The sequence below is a fragment of the Pseudomonas indica NBRC 103045 genome (assembly GCF_002091635.1).
GTDB classification, from domain to species: Bacteria; Pseudomonadota; Gammaproteobacteria; order Pseudomonadales; family Pseudomonadaceae; genus Pseudomonas_M; species Pseudomonas_M indica.
Genome location: NZ_BDAC01000019.1, coordinates 54,672 through 69,942 on the forward strand (window position 1 = coordinate 54,672; position 15,271 = coordinate 69,942).

Annotated in this window: 14 protein-coding genes; 8 read left to right on the forward strand and 6 right to left on the reverse strand. The window is 64.6% G+C overall.

Annotated features, from left to right (window positions below; translation table 11 throughout):
• Positions 1 to 143: 143 nt before the first annotated feature.
• From metG to PIN01S_RS19965, 4 genes are all read left to right on the forward strand, one after another.
• A complete protein-coding gene (gene metG / locus PIN01S_RS19950) occupies positions 144 to 2,186 on the forward strand; it encodes a methionine--tRNA ligase (protein ID WP_084338331.1) in 2,043 nt (680 codons plus the stop codon).
• Between the two features lie 142 nt (positions 2,187 to 2,328).
• The gene (locus PIN01S_RS19955) at positions 2,329 to 2,649 is read left to right on the forward strand and encodes a hypothetical protein (protein WP_084338217.1); all 321 of its coding nucleotides are present in this window, start codon (positions 2,329 to 2,331) and stop codon (positions 2,647 to 2,649) included.
• Positions 2,649 to 3,767, forward strand: a complete 1,119-nt coding sequence (locus PIN01S_RS19960) for a glutathionylspermidine synthase family protein (RefSeq protein WP_084338219.1) — start codon at positions 2,649 to 2,651, stop codon at positions 3,765 to 3,767. The genes PIN01S_RS19955 and PIN01S_RS19960 overlap by 1 nt, the downstream gene beginning before the upstream one ends.
• A gap of 30 nt (positions 3,768 to 3,797) precedes the next feature.
• Positions 3,798 to 4,196, forward strand: a complete 399-nt coding sequence (locus PIN01S_RS19965) for a DUF350 domain-containing protein (RefSeq protein WP_084338221.1) — start codon at positions 3,798 to 3,800, stop codon at positions 4,194 to 4,196.
• A gap of 5 nt (positions 4,197 to 4,201) precedes the next feature.
• Here PIN01S_RS19965 and PIN01S_RS19970 read toward each other — a convergent pair whose 3' ends face one another.
• From PIN01S_RS19970 to PIN01S_RS19995, 6 genes are read right to left on the reverse strand one after another with little or no spacing between them, the layout of a single operon-like run.
• Entirely contained in the window at positions 4,202 to 4,729 is a 528-nt protein-coding gene (locus PIN01S_RS19970; RefSeq protein ID WP_244506025.1) for a GspH/FimT family pseudopilin, read from the reverse strand.
• Positions 4,726 to 7,758 carry a pilus assembly protein gene (locus PIN01S_RS19975; protein WP_084338335.1) on the reverse strand — a complete coding sequence of 1,011 codons (3,033 nt, stop codon included), beginning with the start codon at positions 7,756 to 7,758 and terminating at the stop codon, positions 4,726 to 4,728. Before PIN01S_RS19975 ends, PIN01S_RS19970 begins: the two co-directional genes overlap by 4 nt.
• Before the next feature lie 23 nt (positions 7,759 to 7,781).
• Positions 7,782 to 8,264: a PilX N-terminal domain-containing pilus assembly protein gene (locus PIN01S_RS19980; protein ID WP_084338223.1), complete on the reverse strand. Its 483-nt coding sequence runs from the start codon at positions 8,262 to 8,264 to the stop codon at positions 7,782 to 7,784.
• A complete protein-coding gene (locus PIN01S_RS19985) occupies positions 8,261 to 9,361 on the reverse strand; it encodes a PilW family protein (RefSeq protein WP_084338225.1) in 1,101 nt (366 codons plus the stop codon). The genes PIN01S_RS19980 and PIN01S_RS19985 overlap by 4 nt, the downstream gene beginning before the upstream one ends.
• Positions 9,358 to 9,909, reverse strand: a complete 552-nt coding sequence (pilV, locus tag PIN01S_RS19990) for a type IV pilus modification protein PilV (RefSeq protein ID WP_084338227.1) — start codon at positions 9,907 to 9,909, stop codon at positions 9,358 to 9,360. Before pilV ends, PIN01S_RS19985 begins: the two co-directional genes overlap by 4 nt.
• Positions 9,910 to 9,914: 5 nt before the next feature.
• Positions 9,915 to 10,307, reverse strand: a complete 393-nt coding sequence (locus PIN01S_RS19995; protein ID WP_277224561.1) for a type IV pilin protein — start codon at positions 10,305 to 10,307, stop codon at positions 9,915 to 9,917.
• 232 nt (positions 10,308 to 10,539) lie between these two features.
• Between PIN01S_RS19995 and rsxA the strand changes: the two genes are divergently transcribed.
• The 4 genes from rsxA to rsxD are packed head-to-tail and all read left to right on the forward strand — an operon-like array spanning position 10,540 to position 15,270.
• Positions 10,540 to 11,124, forward strand: coding sequence for an electron transport complex subunit RsxA (rsxA, locus tag PIN01S_RS20000; RefSeq protein ID WP_084338229.1), 585 nt, complete (start codon positions 10,540 to 10,542; stop codon positions 11,122 to 11,124).
• A complete protein-coding gene (rsxB, locus tag PIN01S_RS20005; RefSeq protein WP_084338231.1) occupies positions 11,121 to 11,693 on the forward strand; it encodes an electron transport complex subunit RsxB in 573 nt (190 codons plus the stop codon). Before rsxA ends, rsxB begins: the two co-directional genes overlap by 4 nt.
• Entirely contained in the window at positions 11,690 to 14,191 is a 2,502-nt protein-coding gene (rsxC, locus tag PIN01S_RS20010) for an electron transport complex subunit RsxC (RefSeq protein ID WP_084338233.1), read from the forward strand. The genes rsxB and rsxC overlap by 4 nt, the downstream gene beginning before the upstream one ends.
• A 47-nt stretch (positions 14,192 to 14,238) precedes the next feature.
• Positions 14,239 to 15,270, forward strand: coding sequence for an electron transport complex subunit RsxD (rsxD, locus tag PIN01S_RS20015; RefSeq protein WP_084338235.1), 1,032 nt, complete (start codon positions 14,239 to 14,241; stop codon positions 15,268 to 15,270).
• The last annotated feature ends 1 nt before the right edge of the window (position 15,271 follow it).

The following is a 15,271-nucleotide window of genomic DNA, read 5'->3' on the forward strand; positions in this document are numbered from 1 at the left end:
CTGCAAGCTGCAAGCTGCAAGCTGCAAGCTGCAAGCGAATCAGTATGGCCCTCACAGGCTTTTGCTTGCCGCTTATGGCTTGCAGCTTGCAGCTTCCTTTATAGTTGCGGACTTCCCTCGTGTTACCAGTGCAGCCGATCACCATGTCCGAAGCCCGCAAGATTCTCGTCACCAGCGCCCTGCCCTACGCCAACGGTTCGATCCACCTGGGTCACATGCTGGAGTACATCCAGACCGATATGTGGGTGCGCTTCCAGAAACTGCGCGGCAACCAATGCATCTATGTCTGCGCCGACGATGCCCACGGCTCCGCGATCATGCTGCGCGCCGAAAAGGAAGGCATCACCCCGGAGCAGTTGATCGCCAACGTCAAGGCCGAGCACACCGCCGACTTCGCCGACTTCCTGGTCGGCTTCGACAACTACCACTCCACCCACTCGGACGAGAACCGCGAGCTGTCGAGCGCCATCTACCTGAAGCTGCGCGACGCCGGGCACATCGCCACCCGTGCCGTGACCCAGTATTTCGACCCCGAAAAGGGCATGTTCCTCGCCGATCGCTTCATCAAGGGCACCTGCCCGAAATGCGGCGCCGAGGACCAGTACGGCGACAACTGCGAGAAATGCGGCGCCACTTACGCCCCCACCGAGCTGAAGAATCCCAAATCCGCCATCTCCGGCGCCACGCCGGTGTTGAAGGAATCCCAGCACTTCTTCTTCAAGCTGCCGGATTTCGAGGCCATGCTGAAAAGCTGGACCCGCAGCGGCACCCTGCAGGAGGCGGTGGCCAACAAGATCGCCGAATGGCTCGACAGCGGCCTGCAGGAATGGGACATCAGCCGCGACGCCCCCTACTTCGGCTTCGAGATTCCCGGCGAGCCGGGCAAATACTTCTACGTCTGGCTGGATGCGCCGATCGGCTACATGGCCAGCTTCAAGAACCTCTGCGACCGCACGCCGGACCTGGACTTCGATGCCTTCTGGGGCAAGGACTCCAGCGCCGAGCTGTACCACTTCATCGGCAAGGACATCGTCAACTTCCACGCGCTGTTCTGGCCGGCCATGCTCGAAGGCGCCGGCTATCGCAAGCCGACCGGCGTGAACGTGCACGGCTACCTGACCGTCAACGGGCAGAAGATGTCCAAGTCGCGCGGCACCTTCATCAAGGCGCGCACCTACCTGGACCACCTGAATCCCGAATACCTGCGCTACTACTACGCGGCCAAGCTCGGCCGCGGCGTCGATGACCTCGACCTCAACCTCGAAGACTTCGTGCAGAAGGTCAACTCGGACCTGGTGGGCAAGGTGGTCAACATCGCCAGCCGCTGCGCCGGGTTCATTCACAAGGGCAACGCCGGGGTCCTGGTGGCCGGCAATGCCGCTCCCGAACTGACCGACGCCTTCCTCGACGCCGCGCCGGGCATCGCCGAAGCCTACGAGGCCCGCGATTTCTCCCGCGCCATGCGCGAGATCATGGCCCTGGCCGACCGCGCCAACGCCTGGATCGCCGACAAGGCGCCCTGGGCCCTGGCCAAGCAGGACGGCAAGCAGGCCGAGGTGCAGGAAATCTGCGCCCTCGGCGTCAACCTGTTCCGTCAGTTGGTGATCTTCCTCAAACCCGTGCTGCCGAAACTGGCGGAGGCCGCGGAAGCCTTCCTCAACGTCGCCCCGCTGCGCTGGGACGACCATGCGACCCTGCTGGCCAACCACCAGTTGAATGCCTTCACCCCCCTGATGACCCGTATCGAGCCTGCGAAAATCGACGCCATGATCGAAGCCTCCAAGGAAGACCTCGCCGCCACCGAAGCCACCGCCAAGCCCGCCGGGAACGGCGAACTGGCGAAAGACCCGCTTGCCGCTGAAATCACCTTCGACACCTTCGCCGCGGTCGACCTGCGCATCGCCCTGATCGAGAAGGCCGAATTCGTCGAGGGCGCCGACAAGCTGCTGCGCCTGTCGCTGGACATCGGCGACGAAAAACGCAACGTCTTCTCCGGCATCAAGAGCGCCTACCCCGACCCGAGCAAGCTGGAAGGCCGCCTGACCCTCTACGTCGCCAACCTCGCCGCGCGCAAGATGAAGTTCGGCGTCTCCGAAGGCATGGTCCTGGCCGCCGGCCCCGGCGGCGAGGAAATCTACCTGCTCAGCCCGGACAGCGGCGCCAAACCGGGGCAGCGTGTGAAGTAACACACCGAAACACGCCCTCCTCCTGCTGTAGATTCCCCGGCCCACGGCGGGCCGGGGCAGTTCCTTTCGAGCCCTGAGCCTTGACTTGAACGGCTGGCGCTCCTGCGCGCATGGACACCAACGCCAAGGACGACACTTCGCCATGAAGAAATCCACTCTGGTCATCAATACGTTGCTGACAGGCGGCGTGCTCACGGCGCTGCTCCACCACAACGCGGTCTACCGCGATAACTACGCCAGCCGAGAGGACTGCCTCGCCGACTGGAACCAGAATCCAGCCAACTGCGAGGCGAGCGGCGGCTCTGGTACAGCGGGGGGATCTGGTGGCGGCTTCTACCGCGGCCCCACTTACGAAGAGGGAAGCCGTCCAAGGACGCCGCAGCAGCAGCGCGTGGCCTTCCGTGAGATGGTCAAGCGCAGCGGCTTCGGCAGTTCCGGCGCACGCTTTTCCGGAGGCGGCTGATGCGATGCCTGCCCAGCCAACCACGGCCACACTGGCGCGAACAGTGCGAGTCCCTGGGCTTCACCTTCCACAGCATCGATGGACGCTATTGGGACGAAACCAAGGCCTATCGCTTCACTCTGGCGCAGATCGAACACCTGGAAGCCGTGACCGAGGACCTCCACCAACGCTGTCTGGAGGCCATCGACTGGATCATCCGAGAAGAGCATTTCGCGCCCTTCGGCCTTTCACCCAGCGCAATCCAACTGGTTCAACGCTCCTGGCGCCGCAAGGAGCCAAGCCTGTACGGGCGCTTCGATTTTTCATGGAACGGCAGCGGCGAGCCCAAGCTGCTGGAGTACAACGCCGATACACCAACCGGCCTGCTCGAAACCAGCGTAATCCAGTGGTATTGGCTACAGGATTGCCAACCGGGCGCCGACCAGTTCAACTCACTGCACGAAAAGCTGATTGCGCGCTGGCGGCAGATCGCACCGCGCCAGCCGATGTACTTCGCCGCCCAGCAGGACCATGAGGAAGATACCGGTAACCTGCTCTATCTGCTGGATACCGCGCACCAGGCCGGTCTGACGACACGCTACCTACCCATCGAGCAAATCGGCTTCAGCGCCCTGCAGCAGCGTTTCGTCGATGAAAACGACCATCCCATCGAGCACTGTTTCAAGCTTTACCCGTGGGAATGGTTGATCGAGGAAGAGTTCGGCCGGCACATCGCAGCCAGCGAGATCCGCTTCCTCGAGCCCGCCTGGAAGCTGCTGCTGTCGTGCAAGGCGATCCTGCCGATCCTCTGGCAGTTGTTCCCCGAGCATCCGAATCTGCTACCCGCCAGCTTCACCGATAACCTGTCCGGCGCCCATGTACGAAAGCCGCTCTACTCACGGGAAGGTAGCAACATCCAGATTGTTGCCCCAGGCATCGACGAACGGAGCGACGGTCCCTACCGGGAAGAAGCCGGCATCTACCAGGCCTTCGCCCCGCTCCCGCGTTTCGGCGACAGTCACACCGTGATCGGTAGTTGGGTCGTCGGCGATGCCGCCGCCGGGATCGGTATTCGTGAGGACTCCAGTCTGATTACCCGGGATAGTAGCCGCTTCATCCCGCACTTCTTTATCGAATGACCGCACATCGCGTTGACAAGGAACGCCGCCATGACACTGCTTCAGACCCTACCGAACTTTTTCCTCTACCTGTCCAGCGCACTGGCGCTGTTCTGCCTGTTCATCGGCCTTTACATCCGGCTGACGCCCTACCATGAACTGGAACTGATCCGCCAAGGCAACACTGCCGCTGCCTGTGCTCTGCTGGGGACCGCCCTGGGCTTCGTGCTGCCACTGGCCAGCAGCATCGCCCATAGCGCCAGCCTGCGCGACATGCTGGTCTGGGGTGGCATCGCCATGCTGGTGCAGGGGCTCGTCTTCCTCGGCAGTGCGCGCCTGATACCGGAACTGAAGCAGGGAATCGTCGAAGGCAAGGTCGCCCACGGGTTATTCCTGGGCGGCTGCGCCCTGTGCGTCGGTATCGTCAACGCCGCCTGCCTGGTGTACTGAGTCGATCACGAACAACTCCCCGTACTCGTCCTGGTAACGGTCGTCCGCCCGGTCGCCGAGACGGTGACCACGCGTTCCTGACTCCCCGTTGGCGATGAGCGGCACACGGTGATGGTTGCCTGGGTGGAGCCGAAGCCGCTGGGTTGGAAGGTGAGGCTATTGGTGGTGGTGGACAGCAGATAGCCGGAGGCCGCCGGTTGTTCGCGACGGATGACGGTGGTGCCGGCGAGGACGATCCAGCCCTGTTCCCAGCCGCCACTGGTGGTGCAACTGGTGCCGTTGGCGGACTTGCACAGGGTCACGGGGGTCCGGCGCTTCATGGCTTCGCTCTTGGCCAGTTGGGCGCTGACGACGAGGCTGTTGCTGTAGGTGCGCAGGCGGTTGCTCAGGACGAAACTGTCGAACGCCGGTACCGCGATGCCCGCCAGGATGGCCAGCACCGCCATTGCCACCAGCAGTTCGACGAGGGTGAAGCCCCGGCAATCCGCGGCTCCGATCGCAGGCAGGTGCATGCCCATGGCGCTCTTCCTCATTCCTCGACGTTCCAGTAGACCCGCGCGGTCGGCTGTACGACCGAGAGCTGCTTGACGTCGGGGCTACCCTCCAGCGCCGACTCCGGATTGGCGCCGATGATGAACGGCCGCGTGGTCCCATCGTCCAGGGTCACCATGCCCGCCACCGGCGACGGCGGCAGCCCGTCCCCCGCAAGATCCAGATAACGCTGGCCATCCACGCCTTCGGCGGTGAGGTAGTTGATGTTGTAGACCCGCGCTTCACCCAGGGTGGCACAGACGCCGGAGGTGGGTACGGAGGGCTGGTGGGTGCTGAAGGTCACTTGGCCGAACACGGTGATGGCCGAGGTGACCACCTGCTCGGTGGGGCTCAGCGCCAGGTACCAGCCCTTCTTCTGCGACAGTTGGGTGTTCGTCGGGGTGGTGTTGCCGCTGATGGCCAGGAGGGAATTCAGGCACAGGCGCGCAGCGCCGCAGTTGGTGGACTCGCTGGTAAGCCAGTTGGCATCGCCCGGGCGGTCTTTCAGCATGAAGAAGTAATTGGTGACGCTGGTCGCGCTGGTGTAGTTGGACACCGGCTTCTCGCGGTCCCCCGAGCCGAGCAGCAGGATATAGCCCGAGGTATCCGCCACCACATCCGGGGCGAACATGAACTTGCGGTTGGCCGTGCAGTTCGTCCCGCTACCACAACCCAGTGCGGCGATACGGGTGATGCTCCAGTTGGCCGGCGTATTCGTCCCCATGGTGATGCGGTAGATGTTGCCGCCCAGATCGGCGGTGTAGGCATAGAGCGCCAGACCGTTGCTGCCGGGCACGATGGTCATGTCCGCCACCACGCTGCGTTCGGTGTCGAAGGTCCTGAGCAGCTCACCGGTATCGGCGTCCATCACATAGATCTTGTTGCCCTTGGTCGAGCTGGTGCAGGTGTTGGGGTCGGCATCCTCGCAGGTGTCGTAGCCGCCGCCCATCATCAGGAGCGGCGCCGTGCCCGCGCTATAACCGGCGGCCTTGAAGAGTTTCGGCGTGGACCAGGTCTGGCCGATCCCACTGAAGCCGGTGGAACAGCCCGTATCGCTGACCGTGCCGGAGGCCGGGAAATTGGAGGGGCAGCCCCTCTTCCACTTGAGCGAAGGCGAATCGGGGTTGCTCACATTGAAGGCGTACAGCGCCCGTCCACCGCGGCGCATGGTGGCGTAGATCCAAGCGGTATTGCCGTCCTTGTAGGCCGCGACGGGCCCGTCCATGCCATAGGATTTCGGCTGAGGTGTCGGCGTCCCGGTGGTGTGCCCGGGGTAGCTGATGGTGACGGCGTTGTCGTACAGCCGCTTGAGCGAGCCGTAGAACTCCGGCGGTATGAACGACCAGAGCTCCTGCCCGGCAAGGTAGTTGCCGAAGTTCGCCGCACGATTGCCATTCACCGCGCGCAGGGCCCCGTCGTTTCCGCCATAGAACACCACGACCCGGGGCGAGCTGTCGGTGCCATAGTTGATCGCCACCGGCCGCGAGTGCACCACATCGCCATGCACCGATGGCCGCACCTCGGTGGTGCCGTCCCTGCCGTTCTCGTCTTTCAGGTCCTGCCCCCGCGACCAATTGATCAGGCTGTCGCGCTCGGTGGCGCTGCCGACGCCCAGCAGGCTCTGGGTGATCGCGGTATTGGCGGTGTTGAACGAGGTCAACGCATTGCAGGAACCAAAGCTGGGAGAGCAGGTATGGACCGTGCGGGAGCCATCACGGCGCAGCACGTAGGCTTGGGCGCCCTTCTCGACGATGTTGCCGTCCGGGTAGTTGGAGGCATCCGAGCCCGCCACGGCCAGGCATTCGCCCCGAGGGCTGAACGACCAGTAATTGTCCGTCGCGGTAGGCGTCCAGAAACTGCGCGCACACTCGGCGATGAATCCGCGTTCGGCGTTGATCGCCCGATTGTTGTCGGCGTCCAGCAGTCTCAGGTCGCCGCTGACCAACCCGAGCTTGTACTGCTTCAGGTTGCCGAACCAGCGCGGAAATGAGTCCTCGTCCGGACGGAACATGCCGACGAACACTTGGTTGAGGTAGGTGCCCTGGGTATTGACGCTGATCGGCAGGCTCACCGAGGCGAAGGCACTGTTGGTCGACTGGATCTCAGAAAAGATCGTTGCCAGCGCATCGGCGATCTGCGAGCCGCTGCTGGCCACGTCGAAGTACTTGCCGCTGCTGACCCGGGCGACGCTCTGCAGCAGCGCCGTCCAGCCGGGCCCCTGGCCGGAGGTGACCTTGTTGATATCGATGGTGTAGGTGGTGATCGCCTCGGGGCTTTTCTTCATGAAGCGTGCCCACTCGTCCGCGACGTTACCCTGCGAGCCGCTGGGCGAAATCGGAATGGTGGTCGTCGAACCGCCCAGCCGCTCCAGCGCGGCCGTCGCCTGCTCGATATCGCTGGAGTTGTCCTGGGCGGCACCGTTGCTGATGTAGATGACGTAGTTCTTAGCGCAGCCGGACACGATGGGGTTGTTATAGGTGGTGGCCGTCTTGCTCGATAGGGCGTTGCCGCTCAGGGCATAGATGGCGTCGGAAGCGGTACTGATGCCCCGGTTGCCGGTGAAGTCCGTTTTCGCCTTGTTGTTGCCGGCGTGCGGCGTGCCACCGGAAAAGTACAGGTAGGCCTCTTCCATGGCCTTGCTGATCTTGCCGCCGTTGGATTTGTCGGCGTTCTTGTCCAGGCTGCGCACGAGGTTCTGCATCAGCACCTTGTTGGCAGCGGTCAGCGGCCGGATCGCCGCCCGCAGGTAGGCACCGTCGTTACCCGCGTTCGCGCCGCCGCTCTCGGTGAAGAGCATCAGCCCCAGGCGAAACTTGTCGGCCGGCAAGGCGTCCACCACCGAGACGAGCGCGGCGATCTCGTTGTCGAACGGGGTGCTCCAATTCGCCGTATTGTCGAGGATGATCAGCACGTTGGGCGCGCCCGTCGCGTTGGGCGGAGTGCCCAGGAACAGGTCGATGTCCTCCGCCTGCGACAATCCGGATAACCCGGCTGCCATGGCCAATAGCACCATGCGAATGTACGACCTCATAACACGCACCTCATCGAGCCCATTCAGGGGCATACCGCATTTTTCTGGGCGTCGGAGAGCAGGACGCGAACACCGGAGCGCACCCGTACCGAGGCCCCGCTGGCTGGATCGTCCACCGTCGCGACCATCTCCCAGAGGGTGTTCCAGGTGGAGTTGGACATGCCCACCAGGGTCAGGCTGCTCGGTGCCGTGGCACTCGCCAGGCTGGCCCGGACGCATTCCGGCCGGGACACCTGCACGACGTAATCCGTCCGATCGTCCCGATTCAGGTCAACATTGACGGCCTGCGCCACCGGCGCCGTGGTGAACGCCGAACCCACCACCTGCTCGATCGCCACGTCGGCAGCCGACAGCGCTTCGCTGCGCCACTGCTGGTTGCCCACCACTTCCAGGTTGGTGGTGCTCTGGGTGAAGGCGGACGACACCATCAGGGTCAACAGCAGCAACATGATCAGCGCGATGATCAGCGCCATCCCTCGCTGCTTGGGGGGTGCCTTGGCATTCATGGGGTTTCCCTCCTGCCGGAGATGTTCACCAGGCGGACCGTGCTGGAATAGACATGGCGTTGGAAAGCGTCGGTAAACGGGCCGAAGGTTTCCCCCGCCAACGAGTAGGTCTTGGTGCTGCTGTAGCCCGGGGTGGATTGCAGGTTGCGCACCAGCAGATGGACCTTGACCACCACTGTGCCCACCAGTTGGGCGAGGCTGCACGGGGTGGCCGAGCGGCACGTGGTGTCGGCGGCGCCGTCGCCCCGGTTGGTAGCGGAGACCTTGTTCTCGGTATCCGCCCAGGCGATTGCCGCCGCATAGTTCACCGCCGCGCCGGAATCGCTGAGGTTGTCGACGCCGAACTCGAAGCGCATGGCCTCGACCCCTTCGATCAACGGCTCCGCCGCTTGCTGGACGAGCACGCCACCCTGCAGATCGAAGCGAGAGCGCATCAGGGTCGGAATACCGTCGCCCGGCGTCACCGCATAGGTGCGCAGGTAATAGATGTTGTTGACGTACTGGCGCTTCTCCGCTGGCGTCGAGCAATCGCGTTTGCGCAGGGAAAAGCCCGTGGTGGCGAGCAGGTAGCGGCTTTCGCCTTCGCAACCGGAGGTCTGCCAATAAAGCTTGCCGGCGGTGTCCGCCTCGCAGTTGCCCACGCCCGCCACGCAGGTTTGCACATGCCGGACCACCAGCACGTCGCTGTTGGGTACCTTGTCGGGAAGCTGGGTGGTGCAACCGGACGGCACGCCGGCATAGAGCTGCACAGGCACACCGATCAGGTTGGTGCGATGCGCCGTGTCCCAGGAAGCATAGTCGGCGCAGGGCGCCGGGATGGCCGTCGGATAGTCGCCCGGGATACCGGTCGCCACCAAGTCGTCGAACTCGGGGATATAGCCATTCCAGAAGCCGGCATGCATCAGGTCGTCGCGCAGCACCTTGATCGCCAACCGGCCGTTTTCCATTTGCGTGTTGGTCTTGGCCATCTCCGTATTGGTACGGCTCATGTCCAGGTACAGCGTCAGGATCGCGGCGGTCAGGATCAGGGCGATGGTCATGGCCACCATCAATTCGATCAGGCCGAAACCACGCTGCACTCGGTTCGACGGGCTCATAGCGGGGCGATCCGGACAAGGGTGGTGACCACGCGACGGCAGCGGTCATCGGTGCATTGACTGCCGGTGCCGCCGTCGTAGAGGTTCTGTCCGCAGGTGGTGCCGGCTACCGGGGCGCTCAACGGCGCCATCCCCTGCCACGCCACCGTGATCAGGTACTGGCCGCTACCGAGCGATTCCACGCAGCCGCGCCCGCCGATCATCGCGCCGACCCGGCTGGCATCGCTGATTTCGGCGGCCCCCTGCAAGGCTTCGCACCATTCCTTGGCATCGCGCTGCTGCTGGGTGGTCGTGGCGGTGGGGCAGGTCATGCCCGCGCCGAGGGGGTTGGCGCTACCCGTTACATAGCTGGCCGCCGCGTTGCGATTGGCGGCGAGCCGGTTGGCCATATCGTCGAGCAGGAGCAACGCCTGCGAACGCTGGTAGGCTTCCATCTCGGATTGCTGCAGGCGGGCCTGCAACCCCATCACCCCGAGCAGGCCGATGGCCAGGATCACCATGGTGACCAGCACTTCGACGAGGCTGACGCCTGCTTGCCGACCGTTCATGGGCGTCACCACTTATCCGCGGGCGTCTTCACCCCTTCGCTGTTCAGGGTGAGATTGCCGTCGCTGGCCTGGCTGCCGATGGCGGTGAAGGTAATGGTGAACGAAGGCACCGTGCCGGTGCCGACGGAGATAGCGTAGCTGTAATTGCGGCTGACTTCGGACGGCAATCGATAGCCGCTGGCTTCGAGCGCGGTCTTGTCGGCATAGGCCCGGTTGGCGAGAAGGAACTGCTTCTCCCGGTTGGCGATGTCCATCATCTGCGCCTGGGCCGCGACCCGGTTGCCACGAATGACGTACTGCCGATAGCTGGGCCAGGCGATGGAAGCCAGGATGCCGATGATGGCGACCACCACCATCAGTTCGATGAGGGTAAAACCGCGCGTCCGTTGATACGCCACACTCGTTCTCCATGGGAGGCTGATTGCGCCGTTGTCACCGTCCATGCTGGTCAGGCCCGCCGACAGGTCGGGCATACCATCACTGGTATAAACTAACTTTTAGCAACAAAGCTGTAGGACAATCTTTCGCGTCGTTTAGTCGCAGCATAGTTCCAATTGCAGCGGCCCAAGCAGTTCCCGATAATAGGCGCCCCTTTTTTCAGGCCTTTCCAGCCGCGACGGTGCTCCACGCATGACCGAACTCGCCCTGATCATGGTTAGCGCCATACTGGTCAACAACTTCGTGCTGGTTCAGTTCCTTGGACTCTGCCCGTTCATGGGCGTTTCGAAGAAAATCGAAACGGCCATCGGCCTGTCGCTGGCAACCACCTTCGTACTGACGCTGGCGGCTATGTGCAGCTACCTGGTGCAGCAGTACGTGCTCAAGCCGCTGGACCTGGAGTTCCTGCGTACCATCAGCTTCATCCTGGTCATCGCCGTGGTCGTGCAGTTCACCGAGATGGTGGTGAACAAGACCAGCCCCCTGCTCTACCGCGTGCTCGGCATCTTCCTGCCGCTGATCACCACCAACTGCATCGTGCTCGGCGTCGCGCTGCTGAACGCCAACAAGGCCGAATTCACCTTCATCACCGCCACCGCCAACGGCTTCGCCGCCGGCCTGGGCTTTTCCCTGGTGCTGGTGTTATTCGCCGCCATGCGCGAGCGCATCGCTATCGCCGATGTGCCCAAGTCGTTCCAGGGCGCGGCCATCGGCATGGTCACCGCCGGCCTGATGTCGCTGGCCTTCATGGGCTTCACGGGGTTGATCAAGCTATGAGCCTGGTCGTCGTCGCCATCCTCGCCCTGCTCGCACTCTGCCTGATGTGCGGGGCGATCCTCGGGTTCGCCGCGGTGCGTTTCCGCGTCGAGGGCGACCCCATCGCCGAACAGATCAACGCCCTGCTGCCGCAGACCCAGTGCGGCCAGTGCGGCTATCCGGGCTGCAAGCCCTACGCCGAGGCCATCGCCAACGGCGACAAGATCAACAAGTGCCCACCGGGCGGCGAGGCCACCATCCAGGCCCTGGCCGACCTGCTCGATGTCGAGCCGGAACCGCTGGACGCGGCCGAGGAAGTCCCGCCGCGCGTGGCCTACATCCGCGAGGCCGAGTGCATCGGCTGCACCAAGTGCATCCAGGCCTGCCCGGTGGACGCCATCGTCGGCGCGGCACGGCAGATGCACACGGTGATCGTCTCCGAGTGCACCGGCTGCGACCTCTGCGTGGAGCCCTGTCCGGTGGATTGCATCGACATGATCGAGTTGGGCAGTAACGTGCAAAGCTGGAAATGGGACCTGCCACTGGCCCCAGGTCAACTGATCGCCAGCGACCGGGAGCAGGCCGCATGACGTCGTTGAAAGTCTGGGATATTCACGGCGGCATCCATCCGGCGGAACGCAAGACCCTCTCCAACCACACGCCGATCCAGCCGGCCCCGCTGCCCAAGCGCCTGGTCATGCCGCTCGGCCAGCACATCGGCAGCCCCGCCGAACCCTGCGTCACGCTGGGCGAACGGGTCCTCAAGGGCCAGAAGATCGCCGAGGCGAGCAGCTTCGTCAGCGCCCCGGTGCATGCCCCTACCTCCGGGGTGGTCAGCTTCATCGGTCCGCAGCCCTACCCGCACGTGTCCGGCATGCCCGCCGCCGCCATCGTCATCGACAGCGACGGCCTCGACGAATGGATCGAGCTGGCCCCCTGCGCCGACTACCGCAGCCTGGAGCCCTCGGCCCTACTCGAACGCATCCGCCAGGCAGGCATCGCCGGCCTCGGCGGCGCCGGCTTCCCCACGGCAGTGAAACTGACGGCGCGGCCGCAGCAGAAAATCCACACGCTGATCATCAACGGCACCGAGTGCGAGCCCTACATCACCGCCGATGACCTGTTGATGCGCGAAAAGGCTGCCGAACTGGTCGCCGGCATCGAGATTCTCGCCCACCTGATCCAGCCCGCCGAGGTGCTGATCGGCATCGAAGACAACAAGCCGGAGGCCATCGCAGCGGTGCGCGCGGCCGTTGGCGAGCGGCCGTTCAGCGTACGGGTGTTCCCGACCAAGTACCCGTCCGGCGGCGAGAAGCAACTGATCCAGATCCTCACCGGCAAGGAAGTCCCCTCCGGCGGCCTGCCGGCGGACATCGGCATGCTCTGCCAGAACGTCGGCACCTGCGTCGCCATCCATGACGCCGTCCTGCTCGGCCAGCCGCTGATTTCGCGGATCACCACCCTGACCGGCGAAGCCCTGGCGCGATCGATGAACGTGGAGGCGCTGATCGGCACACCGGTGGGCGAGCTGCTGGCATTCGCCGGCCTCGACTCGTCGAAGCTCAACCGCCTGATCATGGGTGGCCCGATGATGGGCTTCACCCTGCCATCCATGGACGTACCGCTGGTGAAGACCAGCAACTGCCTGCTCGCCAGCACGGCTACCGAACTGCCGCCGCCTCCTCCGGCGCTGCCGTGCATCCGCTGCGGCGAATGCGCCGAAGCCTGCCCGGCCAGCCTGTTGCCCCAGCAATTGCACTTCTTCGCCCTAGGCCAGGACCACGAACAGCTCAAGGCCTACAACCTGTTCGACTGCATCGAATGCGGCGCCTGTGCCTACGTCTGCCCGTCGAACATCCCGCTGGTGCAGTACTACCGCGCCGCCAAAGGCGAGATTCGCGAGCTGGAGCAAAAGCAGCAGAAAGCCGAACACTCCAAGCAGCGCTTCGAGCTGCGCCAGGAACGCCTGCGCCGCGCCGAAGAACAGAAGGAAGCCGAACGCAAGGCGCGCGCCGAAAAGGCCGCACGGGCCAAGGCCCTGCAGGCGGAAAGCGCCTCGGTGCCCAGCCAGGAAGCCCCGGCCGCAGGCGTCCCGGCGCAAAAAGCCGGTGGGCTCAGCGACGAACAGAAGAAACTGAAGATCGAGGCCAGCATGGCCCAGGTCGCCCTGAAAAAGGCCGAGAAACAACTGGCCACCCACGACACGCCGGAGCTGCAAGCCCAGGTCGCCGAACTGCGCGCCGCCGCCGAAGCGGCGCAGAAGGCCCTGGATGCCGCCCTTGCAGCCGCGCCACCCAGCACAGCGGCTTTGCCCGCCAAGCCGGCAGACGACGGAGCGCTGAAGAAGGCCAAGATCGACGCGGCCATGCTCAAGGCGCAGATTCGCAAGGCGGAAAAGGTCGAGGCTCCTAGCGCCGAGCAGCAGGCCGAGCTGGAGCAACTGCGCAGCCAGCTCGCCGCCGCCGAGAAAGCTCTCGCCGAGCTGGAAAGCCAGGCAGCGCCCGCCGCCACCAGCGCCAAGCCGGCCGACGACGGAGCGCTGAAGAAAGCCAAGATCGACGCCGCCATGCTCAAGGCGCAGATTCGCAAGGCCGAAAAGGTCGAGGCTCCTAGCGCCGAGCAGCAGGCCGAGCTGGAGCAGTTGCGCAGCCAGCTCGCCGCCGCCGAGAAAGTCCTCGCCGAGCTGGAAGGCCAAATTCCGGCCGCCGAGCCCAAGCCGGAAGCCCAAGCCATCGATCCGCTGAAGAAAGCCAAGATCGAACTGGCCATGAAGCGCGCGGAACTGAAGAAAGCTGAAAAAACCGTGACCGACGACGCCGAGCTGAGCAAGCTGCGCGACGCCGTCCGCGATGCGGAGGAGGCCTTGCATGCCGCCGAAGCGACCACCAATCGGCCCGAGCCGGACCGCGCATTGGTGGACAAACGCCCGGTGGACGACAGGACCCGCGAACTGAAAACCGAAATCGCTTTCGCCCGTGCCGACCTGCGCAAGCTGGAGCGCGACGAGAACGCACCGGCGGATGCCCTGGATGCGGCCCGCGCCCGGCTCGCCGAAGCCGAGCGCCGCCTGGGCAAGCACACGAACTGACCGACAGCCCTCCTGCGGGAGGACGCAAGCGAACGACCGGAGAGCCGATGGCCCTGCCACGCATCACCTCGCCCCACGCCAAGGGCAGCAACCGGACCCAGCGGGTCATGCTGCTGGTACTCGCCGCCACCCTGCCCGGCGCGCTGGCCCTGACCTGGCTCTATGGCGTCGGCACGCTGGCCAACCTGTGCCTGGCGAGCGCCGTGGCGCTCGCCACCGAAGCGGCGATCCTGCGGCTGCGCCAACGCCCCGTACTGTTCTTCCTGCAGGATGGCAGCGCACTGGTCACCGCCGTCCTGCTCGCCCTGGCCCTGCCCCCCTATTCCCCCTGGTGGCTGACGCTGATCGCCACCGCCTTCGCCATCGTCTTCGGCAAGCAGCTTTACGGCGGGCTCGGGCAGAACCCGTTCAACCCGGCCATGATCGGCTATGTCGTGGTGCTGATTTCCTTCCCGGTGGAAATGACCAGTTGGCCTGCCGCCCACAGCGTAGGCATCGGCGAAGGGCTGAAGCAGATCTTCGGCATCGCCGCACTACCCGACGGCTGGGCCCACGCCACCGCGCTGGACAGCCTGAAGATCAACAACCGCCTGACCATGGACGAACTGCGCGCACAGAACCCGGCCTTCGGCCAGTTCGGCGGCGCCGGCGCGGAATGGGTCAACCTGGCGTTCCTGGCCGGCGGCCTCTTCCTGCTCTACAAGCGCCTGTTCAGTTGGCATGCACCGGTCGGGATGCTCGCCACCCTGGCCCTGATGAGCCTGATCTTCTGGAACGGCACCGGCTCGGATACCCACGGCTCGCCCCTGTTCCACCTGCTCAGCGGCGCCACCATGCTCGGTGCCTTCTTCATCGTCACCGACCCGGTCAGCGGCGCCACCAGCCAGCTCGGCCGGCTGATCTTCGGTGCGGGCGTCGGCATCCTCGTCTACGTGATCCGGACCTGGGGCGGCTACCCGGACGGTGTCGCCTTCGCCGTGCTGCTGATGAACCTGGCGGCGCCGACCATCGACTACTACACCCGCCCGCGCACCTACGGCCACCGCAAGGCCGAGCGCGGCTTCAAGCTGGGAGAATGAC